The sequence below is a fragment of the Streptococcus sp. HMSC076C09 genome, assembly GCF_001837905.1.
Lineage (GTDB): Bacteria > Bacillota > Bacilli > Lactobacillales > Streptococcaceae > Streptococcus > Streptococcus parasanguinis_I.
In genome coordinates this window covers 48,165-70,691 of sequence record NZ_KV834606.1, presented here as the reverse complement: position 1 = coordinate 70,691, position 22,527 = coordinate 48,165, and the positions used below count along the sequence as shown (strand labels likewise).

The following is a 22,527-nucleotide window of genomic DNA, read 5'->3' as shown; positions in this document are numbered from 1 at the left end:
GTTATAAACCTTCTTTCTCTTAACGCTTGAGAAGTTGCTCTGCCTGTTGACGGGCAGCTTCCGTTAGATCCTCTCCTGCCAGCATCTTGGCAATTTCTTCGATTCGTTCTTCTCTATTGAGCAAACGAACAGTAGATACAGTTGAGTGTTCATCACTGATTTTCTCAATATAGAATTGATAATCTGCTGCAGCAATGACTTGAGGCAGGTGAGAAATGGCAAGCACTTGGCCATTTTGACCAATCTTGTGAATTTTCGCTGCGATGGCTTGAGCCACGCGCCCAGAGACTCCTGTATCCACCTCGTCAAAGACAATACTGGTTTTTCCTTCTTTTCGAGAAAAAGCCGACTTAATGGCCAACATCAAGCGTGACAATTCTCCGCCGGATGCTACCTTGACCAGCGGTTTAAAATCCTCACCTGGGTTAGTCGAAATGTAAAATTCGACAGCTTCATTTCCCTCACGATTAAACTTAGCCTTGCTAAAACGCACTTGAAAACGCGCCTTGTCCATGTAGAGATCTGCCAATTCTTGCTGGATTTCATTTTCCAAATCTTGAGCTAGGTCATGCCGTTGATCACTCAAATCTTGAGCCAAGGTGACCAAACTCTTTTCTAGACGTTTGAGTTCTTTTTCCAAGTCCTCAGACGAGAGATCACTTCCGGTGAGAAGGCTATATTCTTTGGTGATTTGCGCCAGGTATTCCAATACGTCCTTGACTTGACCACCATACTTGCGCTTGATGGAGTGGATCAAATCCAAACGCAATTCCACCTGCATGAGGCGATTGCCATCAAACTCCAGACCATCGACCACATCTTCTAAGCGCTTGGTAATATCCTCAAGGGCATAGAAGGTTTCAGATAACTGGCTTGAGAGCTCTTTGTAGCTGGTATCATATTCTTCGATACTTTCCAAATCATTCATGGCTGAGCGAACATTGGAGAGGCTCGAAAACTCTTCTGCATCCAGCATGGCATAGGCGTTGGTTAGGGTATCAGCAATCATCTTGTGATTGAGCAGGCGTTGGCGTTCTTGCTCCAAACGCACATCCTCATCCACTTCCAAGGCAGCTGCCTCAATCTCCGCAATCTGAAACTCCAACATCTCAATACGGGCCTTGTTTTCCTGCTGGTTGCGCTGGAGTTCCACCACTTGTTTGCGCAGTCGTTTGTAATCTTCAAAGGTCTGACGATAAGCGGCTTTCGTTTGGAAAAAGGCTGCATCCCCAAATTCATCCAGCATAGTGATATGCAATTGGGGGCGCATGAGTTCTTCCTGATCATGCTGGCCATGGATGTCCACCAAATGTTGGCCGACTGCTTTTAAGACCGATAAATTCACCATTTGGCCATTGATCCGACTGACACTTCGTCCATTTTGCAGGATCTCTCGGCGGATGATCAACTCATCGGTCCACTCTAGTCCTTGCTCTTCAAAGAGAGCCGTCAAGTGGCGATTGCTCTCAACAGCAAAGAGACCTTCGATTTCCGCTTTTGGGGCTCCGTGTCGAATGACATCCGTCGTTGCACGGCTTCCCAGCATCATGTTCATAGCATCGATAATGATGGATTTCCCTGCACCTGTTTCCCCTGTCAGTACCGTCATCCCCTTTTCAAAATTTAAGGAAATCTCTTCGATAATGGCAAAGTTCTTAATCGAAATTTCTAATAGCATAGGCTCTTACCACCCAAAGATTGATTTGAGGATATTCTCTGCTTCTGGTGCGGAATAGGCGATCAGTAAAATCGTATCATCATCTGCGACAATACTAAAGATATGATCCTTATAAATCTCCCTCAAACGACGTTTGACTAAAGGCGCTGTCCCTGGAACCATGGTGAAATTGACATATTCTCCCATGCGACGATGAGACAAGATATTGCTTTCAATCATCCCAATTCCTTGGTGGTGCTTACGTGGCAATTCATAGACATAGGTCATGTCTTTCAGAGGGCGTTTTACGATGCCCAATTCTTTGATATCCCGTGATACCGTCGCTTGGGTTGCTGAGATGCCTTCTTCTTTCAAATGTTCGACGATCTCTTCTTGGGTCCCCACTTCATGATCGCGAATAAAGCGACGAATTTTTTCTAATCTGATATTCTTACTCTTCATGTTTAAATTCCTTATGTGCCAGCTCCACAACAGCCTCCAGCTGCTCTGTCGTTGGCTTTGTTTTCTCTTCTTTTTTTTCTAGATACATCAAAAATTCGATGTTGCCATGGCCTCCTTGGATAGGGGAATAATCCACTCCCATTACAGAAAAGCCATGCGTTCCTGCAAACGTAGCGACCTTTTCAAGAACCGCTAAATGAATCTTAGAATCCTTAATGATCCCATTTTTTCCGATCTGCTCACGTCCTGCCTCAAACTGAGGTTTGACCAGCGCTACGACTTGTCCATTTTCTGCCAAAATCCGATGAAGGGCTGGCAGAATCAAGTCCAAGGAAATAAAGCTGACATCGATACTCGCAAAGCTCGGTGTCGCTTCAAAATCATCTGGCTGGGCATAGCGGAAATTGAACTGTTCCATCGAGACTACCCGAGGATCATTGCGCAATTTCCAAGCCAACTGATTGGTCCCAACATCCACCGAAAAGACCTGGCTGGCTCCATTTTGCAGCATGACATCTGTAAAGCCACCTGTAGAAGCTCCAATATCAATCGCAATTTTACCCTCTACAGATAAACCAAATTGGTTCAGGGCTTTTTCTAATTTGAGTCCACCCCGGCTGACATACTTGAGCTTTTCACCCTTTAATTTCAACTCGGTCGCTTCATCAATTTTTTCACCCGGTTTATCAAAGCGCTCACCATTGATAACGGCAACGACGAGGCCTGCCATGACCCCTCTTTTGGCTTGTTCGCGGGTATCAAATAGGCCTTGTTTATAGGCTAATACATCCACTCTTTCCTTAGCCATCTATTCGTAATCCTTCTATTAATTTCTTGATTGCTTGCGGATCAAAGTTGCAAGCAGCTGTAATCTGATCCAACAAGTCCTCGCAAACGTCTAATTTGCTTGTAAGCAAAGCTTTTGATTCTTCCAATCCCAAGAGGGCTGGATAAGTCGATTTTTCTGCCACTAAGTCCTTTTGAGGAGTCTTCCCCAGAGCTTCAAAATCAGCGACCAAATCCAAAATATCATCCCGTACTTGAAAAGCCAGCCCTAATGTTTTCCCAATTGTTTCTAAGAGCTGACCAATGACTGCTGGCAACTCTAAAATCGAGGTTGCTGCGATGAATGGATAGGCAAGTAGGCGTCCTGTCTTATTGGCATGGATGGTCTGCAATTCTGCTAGAGTGAGCTGTTTATGTTCCCCTTCCATGTCAAGGACTTGGCCAGCTACCATTCCGCGACTACCGGAAGCATCGGATAACTCAAGGATCAAAGAGACCTTGACCGCATCTGAAAGGTCACTCGCAGCAATCATTCCAAAGGGATCGAGGAAAAGTGCATCTCCTGCTAAAATCGCCAGGTCTTCTCCGAATTTCTTATGATTGGTCAATTGCCCCCGACGGTAATCGTCATTGTCCATGGCTGGCAGATCATCGTGAATAAGGCTTCCTGTATGGATCATCTCTAAAGCTCCTGCCACTTGAAAGTGAGCCTCCGTCAATTCCTGTCCAAAGGCCTCTAATAATTCTAGAAGGAGCAAGGGGCGCAGGCGTTTCCCACCTGCCTGAATCGAATAAAGGACCGACTCCACTAAATGAGGGGCAACGGCTTTCTCCTCATAAAAAGAGCGAACTGCTTGCTCTACTCTATTTCGTTTTTCTTCTTGTCTCATGCTAGATCCGCTTCAGTACCATCTGCTTGCATGACCTTGACCAAGGTTTTCTCTGCTTGATCTAAGGTATCTTGCAATTCTTTTGACAATTTCATTCCTTTTTGGAATTCTGTAATGGCTTCTTCAAGAGCCACATCACCACTCTCCAATTTTTGGACGATAGCTTCCAAATCTGCTAAATTTTCTTCAAATTTCTTTTCTTTCGACATGTTTTACCTCTACTTCTAACTGGCCATCTCTCATGATGAGGGATAGCGGGTCCCCTTCTGTTACTTTCGCAACCGAATCTAGAACCTGATCTCCTTCCTTGACCATGGCATAACCACGCGCAATAATCCGACTGGTATCGAGCATCAAGAGGGCTTCTGATAAGCCTTGTACCTTGATCTTTTGCTCTTTTAGGACTTGTTCCATTCGGTTGGTTAAGATTCTCTTATCTTGGAGCAGGCGGTCTTGGTAGCGCTCGATACGATGCAAAGGAGACATAGCTTTTAGGCGATGACGCAGACCTTGCAGCTGATTGGCCCCTTGTCCATAAGCATCACGCATTCCTTGTTTCAAGCGCAATTGCAACTGGTCAATCTTTTGCAGGTAGCCATCATAGAGTCTTTCAGGCTGTCTAAAAATAACCGATTGACTTAATTTGGCCAAGCGTTCACGATTATAGGCCAAGCGATTGGACATGGCTGTTGCCATGCGATTTTCCTGCTTTTGTAAATGGGACAAGAGATCCAATTTGGTTACTGGAGTAGCCAATTCAGCAGCGGCTGTTGGAGTAGCAGCTCGTCGGTCTGCTACAAAATCGGCTAGAGTCGTGTCTGTCTCATGTCCAACACTGGAGATAATCGGAATCCGCGATTCAAAAATGGCTCGCACCACTGCTTCTTCATTAAAGGCCCAGAGATCTTCAATCGAACCACCCCCACGACCAATAATCAAGACATCCAAATCATCCCGTTGGTTAGCTCTTTGAATATTAGCAACCACCTCACTAGAAGCTCCTTCCCCCTGAACCTTGGTCGGGTAGAGCACAATCTCTACACCAGGGAAGCGTCGACTCACCGTTGTGATAATATCGCGAATCACGGCCCCACTTTGACTGGTGATGACCCCGATCTTTCTTGGAAATTGTGGCAGAGCTTGCTTCCACCGATCCTGAAAGAGCCCTTCTTCGGTCAACTTTTTCTTGAGTTGCTCAAATTGGATGGCCAAGGCCCCTACCCCATCTGGCTCAGCTTTTTCAATGACAATGGAATAACTCCCACTTGGCTCATAGAGCTGAATGCGACCGATGACGTTGATCTTCATGCCTTCTTCTAGCTCAAAACCAAAGCTTCGATAAACCCCAGCCCAGACCGTCGCCTGAATGACCGCTTTTTCATCCTTTAATGAAAAATACTGGTGGTTGGGGCGTTTTCGGAAATTGGAGACCTGCCCTGTCAGATAAACCCTTTCCAAATAGGGATCCTTATCAAATTTTAATTTCAAATATTTGGTCAAACTTGATACGGATAAATAGTTGGACATAGGAACTCCTTTCTGCAGAATATGATCAAGTTTAATTATACCAAAAAACACCAAAAAAGGCTGGCAGACAAAGCGAAATCATGAATTTCCTTTCTCTACAAGCCTCATTTTATTCAAGACACTTTCTACTGGTCTATTTTAAACCAGCTTCCTTATTTTTCACACTTCTCTAACCGTTCAATAAAGGAGCTAAGACGTGCTTGGGGTTCCCCTTCATTTGGATAGGCATAACTAATATAGAAGACTGTTTTTTCCTCTTCAACCAGCGGAATTTTGACAAGATTTGGATATTCTGGAAAGAGAGTCAGATCCGTCATGAGACCAATTCCCAAATTTTCTTCGATGAACACAAATCCTATTTAGGATACAACAAAAAGACAAGTCATAGAACTTGTCTTTTATTCTTTAGGAGGCTATTGCTTTCCTATTCTTGATAGGTTTTCAAGACCCAATCGACCCCTTCATCTGCCGTGAGGGTATAGACGGGATTCTGACTCGTTTCATAAAAGGTCATGGAGAGAGTTTTACCATCCACGAATACTTCGATGGAGTTGGTATCGCGAATGATCGAAAAATGATGATCTTTTTCAGCATCCAACTGAATCCATCTCGATTGAAATGCTGGATTTTCTTTTCCAGAAATGGGGTGCCCAAATTGGTCTCGACTTAAGCTAAAGCGTTTTTGAGAGGCATCATAAACCAATTGCAAGACACTATCAGGATCAGTTTCATCACCATATCCAAGGATAAAGGAGCGACCCGGTTTGGTATCTAGCTCAAACAAGGTTTGTTTCCCTTTCGCTGGGATCGTGATCTGATTGCCCTTAACAATGGTTTCTGACGCATGCTCTACAAGAAAGTGTTCGTTCACTGACTCAGGTAACTCCTGAACCAATCGTCCGTCTTTCAGAGACAATTTTCTTGGAAGAGTCATACTACCTGCCCACCCATGAGCTAAATCATGACTGGGGATAGACCGGTGCCACATTTGCATCCAGGCAACCATGTATCGTTCGCCATTTGGTCCTTGACAAGTTTGAGGGGCATAGAAATCCAAACCACCATCCATTTCATCATAGGAATCGACATGAAAGCGCCCTGTTTCCCAATTCATGTCACCGATAAAGGCAACCGTCGAATTTAAGTTCCAGTATTTTTCTTGCTGTCTTTCCATTTCAATGGGTGACAGGATCAAGACCCATTTGCCATCTAAAGGGAAGAAATCGGGACACTCCCACATAATCCCTTGCCCTTTTTCACCTTCTAAAAGAACTGATGTAAAGGCCCAATCTACTAGATTACTTGATGCAAATAGGAGAATTTGACCTCTATCATCTGGCGTCTTAGAAGCAACGACAGCGTAATAGCTTCCTTGGTATTCAAATACTTTAGGATCACGAAAATCTGCAATATCTGCGATCCCCTCAATATGTTGAGCATGGATCACTGGATTAGTAGGCAACTTTTCAAAGGTAATGCCATCTGTCGAAACCGCAAGACACTGCGTCTCTTCTCGCTTTTCCTCATCGTCTACATGACCCGTATACAGCAAATAAAGCTTGTCATCTTTCACAATAGCACTACCCGAGAAACAACCATCCTTGTCATAGCTTTCACTTGGTGCTAAAGCTACTGGCAATTCTTCCCAATGGAGGAGATCTTTTGATTTGGCATGCCCCCAATGCATGGGTCCCCAAACACTATCATAGGGATAGAATTGGTAAAACAAATGGTATTCCCCACGGAAATAAACAAAGCCATTTGGATCGTTCATCCAGCCGATTGGAGGGAGCAAATGAAATGCCCCTCTATATTGCTGGTCAACCTTCTCCCTGTTTTCATCGATATACTGATTTGCCTTCCGAATGCTTTCCTTCATACTGATCACCTACTTAATACCTGTACCAGATCCACCTAGACCTTGAATAATATATTTTTGTGCTACGATATATACTAGAATAAGTGGAATTGTAGAAATTGTCAAAACAGCCATTACTTGATTGATATAAACTGGTTGAGTTGTATTAATGGTTGTAATTGCCACCTGCATTGAAAATTTTGACGAATCGGTTAAAACCATCAACGGCCAGATATAATCATTCCAACTAGAAATAAAGGAAAGAACACCTACTGTTGCAACCGCTGGTTTCGACATCGGCAACATAATCTTGAAAAAGATCCGTAAGATACTTGCACCATCTATTTTTGCAGATTCGATAATTTCTTCTGGAATGGCAATAAAGAAGTTTCGGAAAAGATAAATATTAAAGACACTAGCTAATCCAGGGATAATAACCGCTAAACGATTATTAACTAAGCCAAGTGAATTAATAATTGTAAATTGTGGAATCAACACTGTTTCCATCGGAATGATTAACAAGGCCAATAAAAAGCCAAACAGAATTTTTTTACCTGTAAAATTAATTTTTGCAAATGCAAATCCCGCTAAGGCGTTTACTATAATAGACCCAAGTGCAAATGTTCCTGCATAAAAAATACTGTTCCCTAGATATGTTAGAATACTAAAACGGGCAAGAACCTCTTGGTAGGGTTTAAACCAATCAGCTGGATTAAAACTAGGTAAGAATGCTTTCCAACTTGTTAAATTCTTATACACATCTGCTTCTGGCTTCATTGCTGAAACCACCATCCAGATCATAGGAAATAGAAAGAGGCCTGCTAATAGAATTAATAAAACATATTCTAAAATAATAGTCGGTTTTAAACGTTTCATCCTAATCATCCTCCTTCAAAACTCGCCGTTGTACAAGACTAATCATACCAATCAATGTTGTAAATACTAAGGCAATCGAACTTGAGTAACCAACAAGACGGTCAGTGAAACCTTGTTGATAAATGTAATATACCATAGTGATTGTTGAGTTCAATGGACCACCTTGAGTCATGACCATTGGTTGCACAATCAATTTAAATGCTGAAATCAATGTTGTCAAGAGTACAAACAAGGCAGTTGGTTTCAATAAAGGCATCGTGATATATCTAAATTGAGCCCATTTTGAAAATCCATCCAACTCTGCCGCCTCATAAATATCTTGTGGAATATTTTGCATTCCTCCAAGGAATAACAACATTTGATAACCTGCACCCTGCCATGCAGAAACAAATACAATGGCATACATGGCTTGTTTTGGACTTGTCAAGAATGGTTGTGAAGAAATACCAATTTTATTCAGTAGAGCATTGAGCAAACCATTATTTGGATTTAACAAGTATAACCAGAGGATAGAGATAACGACAAGAGACATCACAACAGGAGCAAAAAATGCTACCTTAAAGAACATATTTCCTTTACGTTTCTTATTAACAATTAAGGCCATCCCGAGAGCCGCACCAAGTTGCACTGGAATAATCCAAACTACAAATTTCAAGGTATTCAAGAAGCTTTTTATAAAGATTGGATCTTGTGCTAAGCGCATAAAATTTTGTAGTCCTACAAATTTTCTATCCTCAGGCGTTAATAGGTAATAATCTGTAAAGGCATAATAGATCACCATACCAACAGGTATCACTAAAAAGATGAAAAGTAATATTAAAGCTGGAGCTAAAAAGCTATAGCCCATAATATTTTCTTTAAGGCGTTCTTTCTTTTTTGTTTCGACTTTATTTTTTTCGCTCATTGTTCGTCTCCTAAGATGAAACTATTAAATAAAATAAGGTGGAAGGTACATTCCATAACTTACCTTCCACCTTTTTGAATGTCAACTATTTATTTAAAGATTGGTCGATTGCTGTTTGCATTTCTTTCGCACGAGCATCTAATACTTTTTGTACATCTGGATTATCTTTATAATAGCTGATATCTTGCATTGCTTGTTGGAAAGCGCGTGAAACTTGTGGATAAGCTACTACAACTGGACGAGCATGAGCCGTTTTAGCATTTTGTTCCATCAAGAAACGCATTGGCTCAGATACTTTGTCCTTAATATTTTTAATTGTTGATTTTCTGATTGGAAGAACACTGTTACCTAAGCTTAGAATTTCACTAGATTCAGTATTTGTAGCAAACTTAACAAATTCAGCGGCTGCTTCTTTTTTATCAGATTTTGTTGTAACGGCTAATTGCCAACTACCTGAAGGTGATACCAATTTCTTCGTTTTATCTGAAACTGGATAAGGAAGAATACCAAAATCAATATCTTTGTAATTTGTTTGTAGGTCTGCAATCGTCCAAGAACCGCTCAGAACCATAGGATATTCACCGGTTTCAAAACCTTTTTCAACAGGACTAACTGTCGTATATCCATCCTTCACAAGATCTTGAATAAATTGAACAGCTTCAACACTTTCTTTGCTATTGAAGTAGCCTTCCGCTTTTGTTCCTTTAGAATTCACAACAGATCCACCATTTGACCAAATAAGAGGCATGTAAGCATATGGCAACATCTCATCGTTTGAATTCAAACGGAAATCAATTGCTGGTTTGTTAAAATGATCTTTTAATTTCTTAGCAATGGCATTAAACTCAGACCATGTCCATGGTTTTTCTAGGGTTGGCAAACTAGCTTCATCAATCCCTGCTTCCTTAAACATTTTCTTATTATAGTAAACACCTACATTGGATTCTGAATAACCAAATGCATAAAATTTACCATCATAAGTTCCCTGTTGTTTAATACTGTCCAGTACATCATCCATATTATCGTCTTTTAGATAATCATCCAAAGGAGCAATCACCTTTGATTTTGCATAGGCTGCAGTATTAGGACCATCTAGTGTAATGACATCTGGTAAACTATTTGTCGTAACAGCGGCGTTAACCTTATCTTCATATCCACCACCACTACCGCTACGTGGAATAAATTCTGTCACAACCTTATATTTTGTTTTCTTTGATTTGTTGAAATTATCAACAACTTGTTGCCAAGCTTTTCCCTCAGCTGTTTCATCTGAGAACTGAACCCAGACTTTAATCTCATTTGAAGAACTTGCAGTTTTGGATTTTGATCCCCCACCACATCCTGCAAGCAATCCTAATGATAGTGCTGCAACTACAGATAACTTAATACCTTTACGCATAGCGTCCTCCTTTTTGAAACGTTTCATTTTTTTGGTTATATTTTCAACTCAAGCTAAAATAGTTGAGTTTTTTGAAACGTTTCATTTTATAGCTAAATTATAACAGCGCTTTCATAATTTGTCAAGCACTTTTTATAATTTTTTTGTAGTGTTCCCTTCAAAGAAATGTACGGGTAAACTAATCACATTCTTTTCTATTTTTTCTTTACGAATCAATTTAAGTAATAATTCTACTGCCGCTTGGGCCATCTGAGCTATTTCTTGAACAATGGTCGAAAGTAAGTACGGTTGATCAAAAGCAGGTCTTAACCCATCAAAACCAATAATTTGATAGTCCTCTAGAGGAGTTTTTCCCATCTCCGTCAAAACTTTTATAACACGTAGAGCCATAAAATCATTTACTGTAAAAATCCCATCAATCTGAGGATGAGCTTCAAAAAAGGACTTAATTTGTCTTTCTGCTTGATCTAACGGTTCTGGCATTTCAAGACTACAGAGTTTTGTATTTTGCTGCTTAGCTTCATCTTTAAACCCCCTTCCCCGTTCCGTTGTTTCATTCAAATGTTTGTTCACACCGCTGATATAAGCTAAATTTTGGCAACCTCGTTTGACTAACTCTCGGCAAGCTAGTTGACCACCATGATAATTTTCAGAGGTTACGTAATAGACATTTTCAGAAAAATGACGGTCAATACTAACAAAAGGTAAATTAGAGGAGATATACTTATCGATATCTGAATAGGTGATCCCAATGATCCCATCTACCTTATTTTTTTCAAGTAATTTTATGTACTCTATCTCGTTTTGAGCATCTTTATCTGCATTACAAATCAATAATTTACATTGATTTTTCAACAATTCCTTTTCTACATGATATGCAAACTCAGAAAAGAATGGATGCCAAATGGTTGGAATAAGTAAAGCGATAATATTACTACGATTCGTTTTTAATCCTCTCGCATATTCATCTGGCACATAAGACAATTTTTCAATCGCTTGTTGAACTTTTTTTAATGTCACCTCTTTAATGCCTTTTTCGTTATTGATAACACGAGAGACTGTCCCAACACTAACCCCAGCTTCTGCTGCAACATCTTTCATCGTAATCGATTTTTTTTGCTCATTCATTTTCTCACCTCCTTTCATCCATACTATCATGAAAACGTTTCATTTTCAACATTTTCGTTTGAATTGTCACTCCACTTCTTCATCCATTTGGGGATTTCTTGGCTAATGGTCGTCGGTAGAACCACATAAGCCTCCTTGCTCAAGTCTTCTGCAATGGCTGAATGGAGATAGGTCGCAACCACCACGCGCTCATAGAGACTGACCTGTGGAAATTGACCCGCAAATCCTGCGATCATCCCTGCCAAGGTATCTCCCATACCCCCTGTTGCCTGATAGGGACCACCAACATCTAGCTGATAGCCCTCATCTTGCCCACTTGTCCAAATGCGGGTGTGTGGCCCTTTTTCTACAATGACAGTCCCTTTAGGAAAACTTTGAACCGCTTCTCGACTTCTATCTTCAGTCTGGCTTGTTAGATCAAGCCCTGACAGTTTTTCCCATTCCTTTTGATGAGGGGTAAAGACCAACTGAGCCTCTGGCAGGTCAAACTGAGAAGCTGCAAAAAGACTAATAGCTCCGCCATCTAATATCAAGACCTGCTGGCTAGAGACATGCTCAAAAATCATGTGTAAGATCGCTTGGCTTTCTCTTGCTTCCTTTAAGCCCGGTCCTACGAGAATCACACCGGCTTTTTGGAGCTGCTCACAAAGGAGTTCGTGATCGGCTAGATCAAAGCCCATGGCTTCAGGAAGATGGCTATGAAGGGCTGTCAGATTATCAGGATCTGTTGCGACAGTAACCAGCCCCGCACCACTATGAACCGCAGCAAGGGCTGCCATAATAATAGCTCCTCCATAGGGGTAAGTTCCCCCAATCAAGAGCAGGCGACCAAAATCGCCCTTATAAGAATTCTCCTCTCGCTTCACAATAACACGCTGGATCTCTTCTTTCTGAACTGTTCTCATACCTTCCTCATTTCTAGTGAAAAAGGAGAAGCCACGACTCCCCCTCCATCTTTTATTTTCCTCTGAATTCTGCAAAGACTTGCAAGATCTTAGCAGCCACAGCTTGTGGTTGATTTTGTTTGGCTACCAATTGATCATCCGCATAAGGCTGAAGGGCTGGAAAATCACCAATCTGAACTGCATAAAGAGCTTTTTCAAAGAGCTCGATATCATTTTGATCATTGCCAAAAGCCACGAAATTCTCTCCACAGAGTTCTTCTACGGTTGTCGCTTTATGCGTGTCTGCTGGATTGAGATAGATGCATTTTTCATGCGCATGATAGCGGATATGGGCCTTATCTGTCTTTTCGATCCGCTCGATGATCTCATCCACGAGCTCCTCATGGCCACCCATATAGATCACGACCTTAATCGGATCTGTCAGCTCCTCTAATGAACGATACTGGGCTTTCTTGAGGGGATCTACATTAGCAACAAAAGGAATCTTTTCCAAAATCTGTCCGCTATAATCAAAGGTATCATCCACAAAAAATGGTAGATTGTAATGGCGGCAAAAGCCAAGGACTTCCCGATACACATCCTTGTCCAATTGTTCCTCATATACCAATTGCCCCTGGCGATAGGCCAATCCACCATTTAAGCCTATCACGAGTTGCTGACTCAATGGGTCCCCTAAAAGACCCAAGCAGTCCCGGTAAGAACGTGCAGAAGCAAAGGCAACTTCATGGCCAAATTCTTCTGCTCTCAATAAGACCTGTTTGATTTCATCATCGATTGTGACACCATCGAATGACAGGGTTCCATCTAAATCAAATACAAACTTCATCTTGTTCACACTTTCATTTTTTTAAGGCACGAACAGCTGCTTCGTAGGTCTGCTCCATCAGCATGGTGACAGTCATAGGCCCAACCCCTCCTGGTACCGGGGTAATATGACTGGCCAAAGGTGCAACAGAGTCAAAATCGACATCCCCACACAATTTGCCATTCTCATCGCGATTCATTCCGACGTCAATAACAACGGCGCCTTCTTTCACGAAGTCTGCTGTTACAAATTTGGCACGACCGATCGCAACAACCAAGATATCTGCTCTTCTAGCAATTTTAGGCAGATGATGGGTCCGGGAATGGGTCAAGGTTACCGTCGCATTTTTGGCGAGGAGCAACTGCGCCATTGGTTTTCCAACGATATTGGAACGACCAATCACGACTGCTCGCTTCCCTTCTAGATCAATCCCGTACTCTTTGAACATCTCCATGATACCAGCTGGAGTCGATGGCACCATAATCGGATTTCCAGCCCACAAGCGTCCCATATTCAATGGATGAAAGCCATCCACATCTTTTGTCGGATCAATGGCTAAAAGGACTGCATCCGCATCGATATGCTTAGGCAGTGGCAACTGCACCAAAATCCCATGCCAAAGGGGATCTTGATTGTAGTGTTCGATCACTTCTAATAATTCAGCTTGGCTGATGCTTTCAGGAAGTCGTCTCACTTCACTCCGAAAGCCTGCCGCAATAGCAGAACGCTCTTTATTTCTTACATAGATTTTGCTAGCTGGATTATCTCCTACTACGATGACAACGAGGCCAGGCACAACTCCTGTCTCTTCTTTTAATCGTGCTGTTTTCTTCGCAATCTCACCCTGTAATTTTGTAGCGAGCGCCTTCCCATCAATGATTGTCGTCATGTCAATTCTCTTTCTAGTCAAGTAATGAAAATAGTCCTCTCTATTATAGCAGATTTCAACTCTCAAACCTAACTGTTCCTAATTAGAATTTCTTATAGACGAAAACTATAGCCAGATGGACAAAAAATGAGCTTGAGACCACCCCAAACTCATCCACACAGCTGCTTAGTAAAGCAATTCATAAATTTCCATTGCAATTAAATCAATGCTATCAAATGTATAGGTTTCACGCGCTTCAACATCACGAAGTGTAAAGGTTGAACCTTCTTCTTCATTGTGGTTGTAGGCTACTTCAGCGACAACAACACCGTCACGTTCAAAATTACGTTTCAAGTTTCCACCGTCTTTTGTCATCGTCTCCAAACGGTTGATAATCCGTACTAAATGTGATTCCATTTTATTTCTCCTCTTTACTTTCTACTCTCCTATTTTATCATAAAAGAGAAAGCTCTTCCAATAAAAATTCACATTTTTCCATTGATTTGCTCTTTCTTCAATCCTTAGCGACATTCCGTAGCAAATTCTTGCAAACTTCTAGAATACTGATATAATGAAACTATAAATCTTTGACTATTTTTGACCTTTCAAAAATAGGCTCGTCTCTTGATGGAAAACCATCAAAAACCTACTGTGAGGTATGTATATGCTTTGTCAAAATTGTAAAATAAATGAATCAACCATCCATTTATATACAAATGTAAATGGACGTCAGCAGCAAGTAGACCTCTGTCAAAATTGCTATAAAATTATGAAAACAGACCCTAATAACAGCTTCTTGAAAGGCATGACCCAACGTAGCCAACTCACTGGAGATCCTTTTGAAGATTTCTTCAATAACCTTGGAAACTTCCAAAGTCCGCAAGAACCTCAAACCCCTCCAACTCAATCCGGAGGCAGTTATGGAGGTGGCGGCTACGGCCAAAACAATAACCGTGGTGGTCAAGACCCTCGTCAAGCCCGTCCTCAAAAGCCAAAAGGTCTTTTAGAAGAGTTCGGCATCAATGTCACAGAAATTGCCCGCAAAGGGGATATTGACCCTGTCATTGGCCGTGATGAGGAGATTATCCGTGTCATCGAAATTCTCAACCGTCGAACCAAGAACAACCCGGTTCTGATTGGAGAACCTGGGGTCGGAAAAACTGCCGTTGTGGAAGGCCTGGCTCAAAAAATCGTCGATGGCGACGTTCCACATAAATTGCAAGGAAAAGAAGTCATCCGCCTAGACGTCGTGAGCCTCGTTCAGGGCACAGGCATCCGTGGTCAATTCGAAGAACGCATGCAAAAATTAATGGATGAAATTCGTCAACGCGAAGATGTTATTCTGTTCATCGACGAAATCCATGAAATTGTTGGCGCAGGATCAGCCGGCGAAGGCAATATGGACGCTGGAAATATCCTCAAACCAGCCTTGGCGCGTGGAGAACTCCAATTAGTTGGGGCTACTACCCTCAATGAATACCGTATCATTGAAAAAGATGCGGCCTTGGAACGTCGGATGCAGCCCGTTAAGGTCGATGAACCAACGGTTGAAGAAACCATCACCATCCTCAAGGGCATCCAGAAAAAATACGAAGACTACCACCACGTCCACTATACAGACGGTGCCATCGAAGCGGCAGCTATTCTTTCAAACCGTTACATCCAAGATCGCTTCCTGCCAGACAAGGCCATTGATCTGTTGGATGAAGCGGGATCTAAGATGAACCTGACCCTAAACTTTGTGGATCCAAAAGTGATCGATCAGCGCTTGATTGAAGCGGAAAACCTCAAAGCTCAAGCGACGCGCGAAGAAGACTTTGAAAAAGCAGCCTACTTCCGCGATCAAATCGCGAAATACAAGGAAATGCAAGGTCAACATGTCACTGATCAGGAGACCCCTGTCATCAGTGAAAAAACGATTGAACACATCGTTGAACAAAAGACCAATATTCCTGTTGGTGATTTGAAAGAAAAAGAACAGTCTCAATTGATCAATCTGGCTTCTGATTTGAAAGCTCATGTGATTGGTCAAGACGATGCAGTAGATAAAATCGCGAAAGCCATTCGACGCAATCGTGTCGGCTTAGGATCGCCTAACCGTCCAATCGGAAGCTTCCTCTTTGTCGGACCAACTGGTGTCGGAAAGACCGAACTGTCTAAACAATTAGCGATCGAGCTCTTTGGCTCTGCAGACAATATGATCCGCTTTGACATGAGCGAATACATGGAAAAACATAGCGTAGCGAAACTAGTCGGAGCTCCTCCGGGCTATGTTGGCTACGATGAAGCTGGACAACTAACGGAAAAGGTTCGTCGCAATCCTTACTCCCTCGTGTTGTTGGATGAAGTGGAAAAAGCCCATCCAGATGTCATGCACATGTTCTTGCAAGTTTTAGATGATGGCCGTTTGACAGATGGTCAAGGCCGTACCGTCAGCTTTAAAGATACCATTATCATCATGACCTCTAATGCTGGAACCGGCAAGGCTGAGGCCAATGTTGGTTTTGGAGCTGCTCGCGAAGGTCGAACCAACTCTGTACTTGGAGAACTCGGGAACTTCTTTAGCCCTGAATTCATGAACCGTTTTGATGGCATCATTGAATTCCAACCTCTATCAAAAGAAAACCTTCTCCAAATCGTTACCCTCATGCTCGATGAAGTCAGTCAACGTCTCGCACAAAATGAGATTCATCTGGATGTGACAGAGAAGGTCAAAGAAAAATTGGTCGATCTGGGATACGATCCAAAAATGGGGGCCCGCCCACTCCGTCGTACCATCCAAGACCATATCGAAGATGCCATTACCGATTATTACCTGGAACATCCAAGTGAGAAACAACTCAAAGCCGTCATGACCAGCAATGGGAATATTAGTATCAAAGCTGTTCACAAGACGGCTGAAAAGAAGTCAGAATCATAATCAGTAAATGTACATTCAGAGAGTGGGACAGAAATCGGTAATTCGTTAGAATTCGATTTCGTCGTCCCACCTCCGCACAGTTGAGTAGGGCTGTAAAAGCTGATGAAATCAGCGTAGTAGAGCCCACTCAACCACTGCGTCTTGCTCGACAATCCAAAAACAATTGAGAGGCTAGGACTTTTGTCCCAGTCTCTTTCTTTTTTCCCTCCAGATTTTTGCTAAAAAATATGATATAATGATGAAAAAATAAGAAAAGAGAAAACCATGACCATTCCAAGTTTTGGTGAAAAGAAACAAGATGTGACCTATGTCAATCGCTATGGTGTCTACGCTGTTATTCCCAATAAGGACAAGGATCAGATCATCCTCGTTCAAGCTCCAAATGGGGCTTGGTTCTTGCCTGGCGGGGAAATTGAGGCAGGTGAAGATCACTTACAAGCTCTGAAACGGGAACTGATCGAAGAATTAGGCTTTACCGCTGTTTTAGGGCAATACTATGGCCAAGCAGATGAGTATTTCTATTCTAGCCACCGCGATACCTACTACTACAATCCTGCCTATATTTATGAAGTGGTAGACTATACAGAAGCTCAAAAACCACTGGAAGATTTTAACAATCTTGCTTGGTTTCCTGTAGATGAAGCTATTAAAAAACTCAAACGTGGCAGTCATAAATGGGGCATTGAACAGTGGAAAAATACCCATAAAAACTAAAGGACTTCTTTCACAAAATAAAAAAAAGTGCTATAATAAATGAAGATAGAGGTCAGGAGGAACTCATATGAAGCTCATTAATACCACCAATAGTCATGCTGCACTGGTCAAGAGCCAACTTGCCAGCACTGACGCCTTACTTGTCGAGGTTTATTCCGCGGGCAATACTGATGTTGTTTTTACACAAGCCCCAACTCACTATGAATTATTGATCAGTAACAAACACCGTGCTATTCGTGAAACTGAAGTAGAATTAATTCGTGAGTTCTTTTTAAAACGTAAGATTGATCTTCAAAACATTGACCAATCCGCTATTAAAACCCTCTACTCTGATAAACTAATTGAAATTTCCTTTCCAATTACTAAGTAAGGCCAATTTGCCTTGCTTTTTTCTTTGGTATCTTTTTCCAAAAAAAATCCTTTCACCTCGATTATGAGATGAAAGGATTCTTTATTTCTGAAAGATCATTTTTACGTGAGGGGTAGAAGCCAAGATAAAGGGCTCGCTCACCGTTTGAAAACCTAATTTTTCATACAAGCCTACCACCTGTTCTTGAGCCTCAATTTCAATGGTCCGTCCAGGAAATCTCTGTTCACACAGGTCCAAAATCTGCTCTACCATGTCTTTTGCCAGTCCTTGGCCACGACTGTCTTTGGCTACAGCCACTCGGCCAAAATGAATCGTCAGTCCCGTTGCGAATATGCGAGCATAGGCATCCACACGTCCTTCCCTATTTTGATGAAAAAGATGGATAGATCGATAATCAACATCATCGAGATCATTGTAGATCCTAATTTGTTCTACGACAAAGGTCTCTAATCGCAGCTGAACGATCTCGTAAAACTCTTTCAGTTCTAGTTCCTTAAATTCTTTCTGGTACCACATAACTTCCTCTTTATTGAAAAGTCGCAAGGAGACTCTCTCCCTGCGATTTTTCATTTCTTATTATTTTGCTTCAAATCCTTCTGCGACTGCGTCCGCAAAGTTCTCTTCGACAATGCTTGCACAGTGATCACAGATGGTTGCGTGGTAGTGGCGTTCTGCAGTTGTTGGATCGATACGACGGCAACGGTCACAAACTTCACCAGCTGCACGTTCAACAGTGAAGGCAACATCTTCGAAGGCCACTGCACCTTCTGGAGCTGAACCTTCTGCAATGGTCAACTCAGAAACAATCAAGAGTTGAGCGACATTGCTATCAACAGCTCCAAGAAGTGTTTTCACAACTTCATTTGGATAAACTGTCAAGTGAGCTTCTAGTGATTTACCAATCACTTTTTCATTACGTGCTTCTTCCAAGGCTTTTTGAGCTTGACCACGGAAGTCCATGAAGGCTGACCAAGTATCCAAGATTTCTTCTTGGTTGGCAAATGTTTCTGCTTCTGGCAATTCTGATAATTGAACAAAATCCTCTGCTTCAAACTCAAGGTATGACCAAATTTCTTCAGCAGTGTGAGGAAGAATTGGCGTCAAGAGTTTAGTGATTTTCACAAGGATGTCATAGAAGACTGTTTGCATTTGACGGCGTTCAAGGGATTTTGCACCTTCAATATAGACAACATCTTTGGCAAAGTCAAGGTAGAAGGCAGACAAATCAACGTTGATAAAGTTGACTAGCGCTTTGTAGATCGTCAAGAATTCGAAGTTGGTATAAGCATCACGAATCGTCTTAACAAGTTGGTTAAAGCGAATGGTCATGTACTTGTCAACTGAACGAAGCTCGTCGTAAGCAACTGTATCCTCAGCTGGATTAAAGTCAGAAGTATTGGCAATCAAGAAACGAAGGGTATTCCGGATCTTACGGTAAGTCTCAGACACTTGGCTCAAGATATCCATTGAGATACGCACGTCATTGCTTGAGTCTACACTGGTTACCCAGAGACGCAAGATTTCAGCACCAAATTGCTTTTCAACATCACTTGGAGCAATGGTATTTCCAAGAGATTTAGACATCTTCTCACCTTTCCCATCCAAAGCGAAACCTTGAGACAAGATTTGTTTGTATGGTGCGACACCATGGTTCGCCACAGATGTGATGAGTGATGAGTTGAACCAACCACGGTATTGGTCAGAACCTTCAAGGTAGAGGTCGGCTGGGTATTTGAGTTCTGGACGGTTAACCACAACCCCATTCCATGATGAACCTGAGTCAAACCAGACGTCCATGATGTCAGTTTCTTTTGTAAATTCGCCATTTGGTGAACCTGGATGCGTAAATCCTTCTGGCAAGAGGTCTTTCGCTTCACGCTGCCACCAGATGATGGAACCATGTTCTTCAAAGAGTTGCGCTACATGTTCGATGGTTTCAGCTGTCATGATTGGCGTTCCGTCTTCTGCATAGAAGATTGGAAGAGGCACACCCCAGGCACGTTGACGAGAGATGACCCAGTCACCACGGTCACGAATCATGTTGTAAAGACGGACTTTCCCCCATTCTGAGTGGAACTTCACTTTTTCAATTTCGTCCAAGATATCTTGACGGAATTTCGATACTGAGGCAAACCATTGTGGAACTGCACGCCAGATAATTGGTTTTTTCGTCCGCCAGTCAAATGGGTAGGAGTGAGAAATTTCTTCTTGAGCAAGGAGTAAATCGCCAAGTTTTTCGATAACTGTTGGAACAACCTTGTCATAGAACTGACCTGCAAAGTCAGGGCCAGCATTCTCCATCATGATTCCTCGTTCGTTAACAGTAACAGCAACTTCGAGACCATTAGCAATCCCTACATTGTAGTCATCCTCACCAAAACCAGGAGCGGTATGGACGATACCAGTACCTGAATCAAGCGTTACATGCTCACCAAGGATCACCAATTCATCCACTTCAGGATCCCATGGGTGTTCTGTAACAATATGGTTCAATTCTTTCCCTTGGTAAGTCGCAAGGACTTCAGCATTTTCCCAACCGAATTTTTCAGAAAGGCTTGGCAAGAGCTCAGATGCTACAACATACTTGCGGTCAGATCCAGCAGGTTTCACTACGACATAATCAAACTCTGCACCCACCGTCAATCCACGAGAAGCTGTAACCGTAAATGGAGTTGTTGTCCAAACAACGATGTAGGTATCTGTATCTAGGACACCCTTACCATCTTTAACCTTGTTCGCATAGTAAAGAGACGTTGATACCAAATCATGGTATTCAATCTCTGCTTCAGCGAGGGCTGATTCAGAAGACCAAGACCAGTAAACTGGCTTAGCCCCACGGTAGATATAGCCTTTATTGGCCATTTCACCAAAGACGCGGATCTGTGCTGCTTCATAGTCAGGCGTCAAGGTTACATAAGGATGATCCCAATCACCTGAAACACCTAAGCGTTTGAAGTCTTCGCGTTGTTTATCTACTTGAGAAAGCGCATATTCACGGCAGAGTTTCAAATACTCAACCAAGTCCATTTCTTTACGTTTCACACCTTGTTTGGCTAAGACTTGCTCAATTGGCAAACCATGGGTATCCCAACCTGGAATATAAGGAGCGTAAAATCCTGACATAGACTTAGAACGAACGATGATATCTTTTGAGATCTTGTTCATGGCATGCCCTACGTGAATATTTCCGTTGGCATAGGGAGGGCCATCATGAAGCGTAAAATGCGGTTTCCCTTCATTCAACTCTTGACGGCGTTGATACAATTTTGCATCTTCCCATTCTTTTTGCCAAACTGGTTCCTTCGTTGGAAGCCCAGCCCGCATTGGAAAAGCTGTTTTTCCAAGATTCAATGTTTCTTTGAGTTTCATTGTGTCTCCTTATTGATTTAAAAAGCTATAAAAAAACACGAGCATCCTAAAAAGGACGATTGCTCGTGGTACCACCTTTGTTCGAGAAGTCGCAAACGACTTTCTCCTCTCATCCCGTAACGAGGGAAACGTCCGTTCTTACTCAAGGGTTCAGAACGAATACTGTAAAAGGATCATCCATTAAGAGGGAGTGCAGATCTTCCACCATCATCTGCTCGCTAGACCTATCATTAATGGACCTGTTTTTACAAAATTATAAAATATTGACAGATTCACGATTTGCATCATCTTCTGGTTGAACAGTTTCTTCAACCTCAACGACTTCCTCATTTTCATGACGAGCGTGCTCTGCTTCTTCTAAAGCGGATTGAACTTTTTCATTCAAACCTTCAAACGCTTGTGTTGCACCCAATTCTAAATTAGCAGCTTCGATGCGTTTTTGCAATTCTTCGATTTCAGCTGGAGAGAATTGACGAGTCAAATCAATGTTATCATCTTCTGCATGATGATGGTGAACTGATTCACCCAAAGCTTTCTCCACAATTTCACGGAAAGCTTCATCACTTGTTTGAATGTACATAGCTGTTGGACGAAGAATTTCATCCCATTCAGGTGTATCGATAATGCTCAATTGGCTTTCGATGGTTGATTTCAAACGTTGATGGAAGACGCGTGTCTTGTTCTTCAATTCCTCTGTTTCAACGGCAACCTTCTTGGCATTATCCGTTGCATGACGAAGGATTTCATTTGCTTTTTGTTTTGCTTCATCTACTAAGTGCTGTGCATCTTGTTCAGCTTGACGAACAATATTTTCAGAACGTTCGTTAGCGGCTTGTTTGACACGTTCCGCAGTATCTTGTGCAATCAAAACAGATTGACTCAATGAATCTTTCATTTCATCAAAATAGTTTAAGCGTTCTTCAAGAGCTTGAATTTTTGCTTCTTGATCATGATTTAAACGAACAAGATCTTCATAATCGCGAACAACGATATCTAGAAATTCTTCTACTTCGTTCGCATCATACCCTCTAAATTTAACGCCAAAAGTTTTATCTTTAATTTCTAAAGCAGTAAGAGCCATAACTCCTC

Annotated in this window: 22 protein-coding genes; 3 read left to right on the top strand and 19 right to left on the bottom strand. The window is 42.1% G+C overall.

Going from position 1 to position 22,527, the window contains the following annotated elements:
• Positions 1–19: 19 nt before the first annotated feature.
• The 16 genes from recN to HMPREF2704_RS00320 all read right to left on the bottom strand — a co-directional run bounded on the left by recN (position 20) and on the right by HMPREF2704_RS00320 (position 14,482).
• Positions 20–1,678 carry a DNA repair protein RecN gene (recN, locus tag HMPREF2704_RS00395; protein ID WP_070845318.1) on the bottom strand — a complete coding sequence of 553 codons (1,659 nt, stop codon included), beginning with the start codon at positions 1,676–1,678 and terminating at the stop codon, positions 20–22.
• Positions 1,679–1,684: 6 nt separating this feature from the next.
• Complete coding sequence (locus HMPREF2704_RS00390; protein WP_003012247.1) at positions 1,685–2,119, bottom strand: arginine repressor; 435 nt, start codon at positions 2,117–2,119, stop codon at positions 1,685–1,687.
• Positions 2,109–2,927 carry a TlyA family RNA methyltransferase gene (locus tag HMPREF2704_RS00385; protein WP_070845316.1) on the bottom strand — a complete coding sequence of 273 codons (819 nt, stop codon included), beginning with the start codon at positions 2,925–2,927 and terminating at the stop codon, positions 2,109–2,111. Before HMPREF2704_RS00385 ends, HMPREF2704_RS00390 begins: the two co-directional genes overlap by 11 nt.
• Positions 2,920–3,795: a polyprenyl synthetase family protein gene (locus HMPREF2704_RS00380; protein WP_070845314.1), complete on the bottom strand. Its 876-nt coding sequence runs from the start codon at positions 3,793–3,795 to the stop codon at positions 2,920–2,922. Before HMPREF2704_RS00380 ends, HMPREF2704_RS00385 begins: the two co-directional genes overlap by 8 nt.
• On the bottom strand, positions 3,792–4,004 hold the full coding sequence (locus HMPREF2704_RS00375; RefSeq protein ID WP_003006013.1) for an exodeoxyribonuclease VII small subunit: 213 nt from the start codon (positions 4,002–4,004) through the stop codon (positions 3,792–3,794). The genes HMPREF2704_RS00380 and HMPREF2704_RS00375 overlap by 4 nt, the downstream gene beginning before the upstream one ends.
• Complete coding sequence (gene xseA / locus HMPREF2704_RS00370; RefSeq protein WP_061590931.1) at positions 3,982–5,322, bottom strand: exodeoxyribonuclease VII large subunit; 1,341 nt, start codon at positions 5,320–5,322, stop codon at positions 3,982–3,984. The genes HMPREF2704_RS00375 and xseA overlap by 23 nt, the downstream gene beginning before the upstream one ends.
• 152 nt (positions 5,323–5,474) lie before the next feature.
• The gene (locus tag HMPREF2704_RS00365; RefSeq protein ID WP_049486562.1) at positions 5,475–5,672 is read right to left on the bottom strand and encodes a type 2 periplasmic-binding domain-containing protein; all 198 of its coding nucleotides are present in this window, start codon (positions 5,670–5,672) and stop codon (positions 5,475–5,477) included.
• Positions 5,673–5,746: 74 nt separating this feature from the next.
• Positions 5,747–7,201 (bottom strand): glycoside hydrolase family 32 protein, encoded by a 1,455-nt coding sequence (locus tag HMPREF2704_RS00360; protein ID WP_070845312.1) that lies wholly within the window; start codon positions 7,199–7,201, stop codon positions 5,747–5,749.
• A gap of 9 nt (positions 7,202–7,210) precedes the next feature.
• Positions 7,211–8,056 (bottom strand): carbohydrate ABC transporter permease, encoded by an 846-nt coding sequence (locus HMPREF2704_RS00355; protein ID WP_176745622.1) that lies wholly within the window; start codon positions 8,054–8,056, stop codon positions 7,211–7,213.
• 1 nt (position 8,057) lies between these two features.
• Positions 8,058–8,960, bottom strand: coding sequence for a carbohydrate ABC transporter permease (locus HMPREF2704_RS00350; RefSeq protein ID WP_014712989.1), 903 nt, complete (start codon positions 8,958–8,960; stop codon positions 8,058–8,060).
• An 85-nt stretch (positions 8,961–9,045) separates the two neighbouring features.
• Entirely contained in the window at positions 9,046–10,359 is a 1,314-nt protein-coding gene (locus HMPREF2704_RS00345; protein ID WP_041826251.1) for an ABC transporter substrate-binding protein, read from the bottom strand.
• A gap of 132 nt (positions 10,360–10,491) precedes the next feature.
• Positions 10,492–11,487 carry a LacI family DNA-binding transcriptional regulator gene (locus HMPREF2704_RS00340; protein WP_070845308.1) on the bottom strand — a complete coding sequence of 332 codons (996 nt, stop codon included), beginning with the start codon at positions 11,485–11,487 and terminating at the stop codon, positions 10,492–10,494.
• Positions 11,488–11,513: 26 nt separating this feature from the next.
• Positions 11,514–12,392: an NAD(P)H-hydrate dehydratase gene (locus HMPREF2704_RS00335; protein ID WP_070845306.1), complete on the bottom strand. Its 879-nt coding sequence runs from the start codon at positions 12,390–12,392 to the stop codon at positions 11,514–11,516.
• Positions 12,393–12,444: 52 nt separating this feature from the next.
• Positions 12,445–13,218, bottom strand: coding sequence for an HAD-IIB family hydrolase (locus HMPREF2704_RS00330; RefSeq protein WP_049487481.1), 774 nt, complete (start codon positions 13,216–13,218; stop codon positions 12,445–12,447).
• Between the two features lie 13 nt (positions 13,219–13,231).
• A complete protein-coding gene (locus tag HMPREF2704_RS00325) occupies positions 13,232–14,086 on the bottom strand; it encodes a bifunctional methylenetetrahydrofolate dehydrogenase/methenyltetrahydrofolate cyclohydrolase (protein WP_003005994.1) in 855 nt (284 codons plus the stop codon).
• Positions 14,087–14,251: 165 nt separating this feature from the next.
• A complete protein-coding gene (locus HMPREF2704_RS00320) occupies positions 14,252–14,482 on the bottom strand; it encodes a DUF1797 family protein (RefSeq protein WP_003005989.1) in 231 nt (76 codons plus the stop codon).
• A gap of 247 nt (positions 14,483–14,729) precedes the next feature.
• On the opposite strand from HMPREF2704_RS00320, the gene HMPREF2704_RS00315 reads away from it, so the two are divergent.
• The 3 genes from HMPREF2704_RS00315 (at position 14,730) to HMPREF2704_RS00305 (ending at position 18,069) form a co-directional block, all read left to right on the top strand.
• On the top strand, positions 14,730–16,985 hold the full coding sequence (locus HMPREF2704_RS00315; RefSeq protein WP_070673764.1) for an ATP-dependent Clp protease ATP-binding subunit: 2,256 nt from the start codon (positions 14,730–14,732) through the stop codon (positions 16,983–16,985).
• Positions 16,986–17,249: 264 nt separating this feature from the next.
• A complete protein-coding gene (locus HMPREF2704_RS00310; protein ID WP_070673763.1) occupies positions 17,250–17,699 on the top strand; it encodes an NUDIX hydrolase in 450 nt (149 codons plus the stop codon).
• A gap of 67 nt (positions 17,700–17,766) precedes the next feature.
• Positions 17,767–18,069 carry a DUF1827 family protein gene (locus HMPREF2704_RS00305; protein ID WP_021152773.1) on the top strand — a complete coding sequence of 101 codons (303 nt, stop codon included), beginning with the start codon at positions 17,767–17,769 and terminating at the stop codon, positions 18,067–18,069.
• A gap of 81 nt (positions 18,070–18,150) precedes the next feature.
• Here HMPREF2704_RS00305 and HMPREF2704_RS00300 read toward each other — a convergent pair whose 3' ends face one another.
• The 3 genes from HMPREF2704_RS00300 to HMPREF2704_RS00290 all read right to left on the bottom strand — a co-directional run bounded on the left by HMPREF2704_RS00300 (position 18,151) and on the right by HMPREF2704_RS00290 (position 22,519).
• Positions 18,151–18,585, bottom strand: a complete 435-nt coding sequence (locus HMPREF2704_RS00300) for a GNAT family N-acetyltransferase (protein ID WP_070673762.1) — start codon at positions 18,583–18,585, stop codon at positions 18,151–18,153.
• 60 nt (positions 18,586–18,645) lie between these two features.
• Positions 18,646–21,438 carry an isoleucine--tRNA ligase gene (gene ileS / locus HMPREF2704_RS00295; protein WP_070673761.1) on the bottom strand — a complete coding sequence of 931 codons (2,793 nt, stop codon included), beginning with the start codon at positions 21,436–21,438 and terminating at the stop codon, positions 18,646–18,648.
• Positions 21,439–21,691: 253 nt separating this feature from the next.
• Positions 21,692–22,519 carry a DivIVA domain-containing protein gene (locus tag HMPREF2704_RS00290; protein WP_021152770.1) on the bottom strand — a complete coding sequence of 276 codons (828 nt, stop codon included), beginning with the start codon at positions 22,517–22,519 and terminating at the stop codon, positions 21,692–21,694.
• Positions 22,520–22,527 lie beyond the last annotated feature (8 nt).

What these genes read in the sequence shown, in the direction of transcription:
- recN (WP_070845318.1), bottom strand. Translation starts at nt 1,678, where the DNA reads ATGCTATTAGAAATTTCGATTAAGAACTTTGCCATTATCGAAGAGATT.
- HMPREF2704_RS00390 (WP_003012247.1), bottom strand. Translation starts at nt 2,119, where the DNA reads ATGAAGAGTAAGAATATCAGATTAGAAAAAATTCGTCGCTTTATTCGC.
- HMPREF2704_RS00385 (WP_070845316.1), bottom strand. Translation starts at nt 2,927, where the DNA reads ATGGCTAAGGAAAGAGTGGATGTATTAGCCTATAAACAAGGCCTATTT.
- HMPREF2704_RS00380 (WP_070845314.1), bottom strand. Translation starts at nt 3,795, where the DNA reads ATGAGACAAGAAGAAAAACGAAATAGAGTAGAGCAAGCAGTTCGCTCT.
- HMPREF2704_RS00375 (WP_003006013.1), bottom strand. Translation starts at nt 4,004, where the DNA reads ATGTCGAAAGAAAAGAAATTTGAAGAAAATTTAGCAGATTTGGAAGCT.
- xseA (WP_061590931.1), bottom strand. Translation starts at nt 5,322, where the DNA reads ATGTCCAACTATTTATCCGTATCAAGTTTGACCAAATATTTGAAATTA.
- HMPREF2704_RS00360 (WP_070845312.1), bottom strand. Translation starts at nt 7,201, where the DNA reads ATGAAGGAAAGCATTCGGAAGGCAAATCAGTATATCGATGAAAACAGG.
- HMPREF2704_RS00355 (WP_176745622.1), bottom strand. Translation starts at nt 8,056, where the DNA reads ATGAAACGTTTAAAACCGACTATTATTTTAGAATATGTTTTATTAATT.
- HMPREF2704_RS00350 (WP_014712989.1), bottom strand. Translation starts at nt 8,960, where the DNA reads ATGAGCGAAAAAAATAAAGTCGAAACAAAAAAGAAAGAACGCCTTAAA.
- HMPREF2704_RS00345 (WP_041826251.1), bottom strand. Translation starts at nt 10,359, where the DNA reads ATGCGTAAAGGTATTAAGTTATCTGTAGTTGCAGCACTATCATTAGGA.
- HMPREF2704_RS00340 (WP_070845308.1), bottom strand. Translation starts at nt 11,487, where the DNA reads ATGAATGAGCAAAAAAAATCGATTACGATGAAAGATGTTGCAGCAGAA.
- HMPREF2704_RS00335 (WP_070845306.1), bottom strand. Translation starts at nt 12,392, where the DNA reads ATGAGAACAGTTCAGAAAGAAGAGATCCAGCGTGTTATTGTGAAGCGA.
- HMPREF2704_RS00330 (WP_049487481.1), bottom strand. Translation starts at nt 13,218, where the DNA reads ATGAAGTTTGTATTTGATTTAGATGGAACCCTGTCATTCGATGGTGTC.
- HMPREF2704_RS00325 (WP_003005994.1), bottom strand. Translation starts at nt 14,086, where the DNA reads ATGACGACAATCATTGATGGGAAGGCGCTCGCTACAAAATTACAGGGT.
- HMPREF2704_RS00320 (WP_003005989.1), bottom strand. Translation starts at nt 14,482, where the DNA reads ATGGAATCACATTTAGTACGGATTATCAACCGTTTGGAGACGATGACA.
- HMPREF2704_RS00315 (WP_070673764.1), top strand. Translation starts at nt 14,730, where the DNA reads ATGCTTTGTCAAAATTGTAAAATAAATGAATCAACCATCCATTTATAT.
- HMPREF2704_RS00310 (WP_070673763.1), top strand. Translation starts at nt 17,250, where the DNA reads ATGACCATTCCAAGTTTTGGTGAAAAGAAACAAGATGTGACCTATGTC.
- HMPREF2704_RS00305 (WP_021152773.1), top strand. Translation starts at nt 17,767, where the DNA reads ATGAAGCTCATTAATACCACCAATAGTCATGCTGCACTGGTCAAGAGC.
- HMPREF2704_RS00300 (WP_070673762.1), bottom strand. Translation starts at nt 18,585, where the DNA reads ATGTGGTACCAGAAAGAATTTAAGGAACTAGAACTGAAAGAGTTTTAC.
- ileS (WP_070673761.1), bottom strand. Translation starts at nt 21,438, where the DNA reads ATGAAACTCAAAGAAACATTGAATCTTGGAAAAACAGCTTTTCCAATG.
- HMPREF2704_RS00290 (WP_021152770.1), bottom strand. Translation starts at nt 22,519, where the DNA reads ATGGCTCTTACTGCTTTAGAAATTAAAGATAAAACTTTTGGCGTTAAA.